Annotated in this window: 1 protein-coding gene and 1 pseudogene; both read left to right on the plus strand. The window is 65.0% G+C overall.

From position 1 onward, the window contains the following. Window positions 1–538: pseudogene (locus QU44_RS18040) on the plus strand (IS21 family transposase); the annotation flags it as partial. Further along, window positions 528–1,080 (plus strand): ATP-binding protein (locus QU44_RS16955; RefSeq protein WP_033923590.1); only part of this gene is annotated, 553 nt, incomplete at its 3' end. The pseudogene QU44_RS18040 and the gene QU44_RS16955, both read left to right, overlap by 11 nt.

Below are 1,080 nucleotides of genomic sequence, written 5' to 3' on the forward strand. Positions count from 1 at the left end.
TCGCTAACCGCCCGGTCAGCTTGCGGATTTACCCGACGCGGATCGTGATCGCCGCCGAGGGTCAACTCGTGTGCGAGCACAGCCGGATCATCGATCGATCCCATCATACCGGTGGCCAGACGGTCTATGACTGGCGGCCCCTTCGGCGAAGCTCAGGATAAAATTATCTGGCGGTGATCCAGCGCAAGCCGGGTGCCTTGCGCAATGGTGCCCGTTCGCGGAGATGCCCGATGCGTTCCGGCAGCTTCAAAGCCAGATACTGCGCCGCCCTGGCGGAGACAGGGAGATGGCCGAGATCCTGGCGCTTGTGCTCCAGCATGATGAGCAGGTCGTGCTATGCGCGGTCGAACGGGCGCTGGAAGCCGGCGTTGCCACCAAGACCCACGTACTCAACGTCTTGCACCGCCTGATCGATGGCAGGGCGCCTCCGGCTTCCCCGATCGATGCGCCCCAGGCGCTGCGTCTTGCCCAGGAACCGCTCGCCAATGTCGGGCGCTATGACGCCCTTCGCGATGGAGGGCTGCGTCATGCGTCATGATCCCGCCAGCGCCGCCGTGGTGGTCATGCTCAAGGCGCTGAAGATGTACGGCATGGCCCAGGCCGTCGGCGATCTCATCGAGCAAGGCGCGCCCGCGTTCGACGCGGCCGTGCCGATCCTCTCCCAGCTGCTCAAGGCCGAGATGGCTGAGCGCGAGGTCCGATCGATCGCCTATCAGATCAAGGCCGCCCGGTTCCCCGCCTACAAGGACCTGGCCGGGTTCGACTTCGCCGCCAGCGAGGTCAACGAGGCGATGGTCCGCCAACTCTACCGCGGCGAGTTCGTCGATGGCGCCGACAATGTCGTGCTGATCGGCGGTCCCGGCACGGGCAAGACGCATATCGCCACCGCACTCGGTGTTCAGGCGGCTGAACATCACCGCAAGAAGGTGCGGTTCTTCGCCACCGTGGATCTGGTCAATGCGCTCGAGCAGGAAAAGGCGATGAACCGGGCCGGCCAGCTTGCCGATCGGCTGTTGCGCCTCGACCTTATCATCCTCGATGAGCTCGGCTATCTGCCGTTCAGCCCCTCGGGCGGAGCAC

Source organism: Sphingomonas sp. 37zxx (assembly GCF_000786205.1).
GTDB lineage: Bacteria > Pseudomonadota > Alphaproteobacteria > Sphingomonadales > Sphingomonadaceae > Sphingomonas.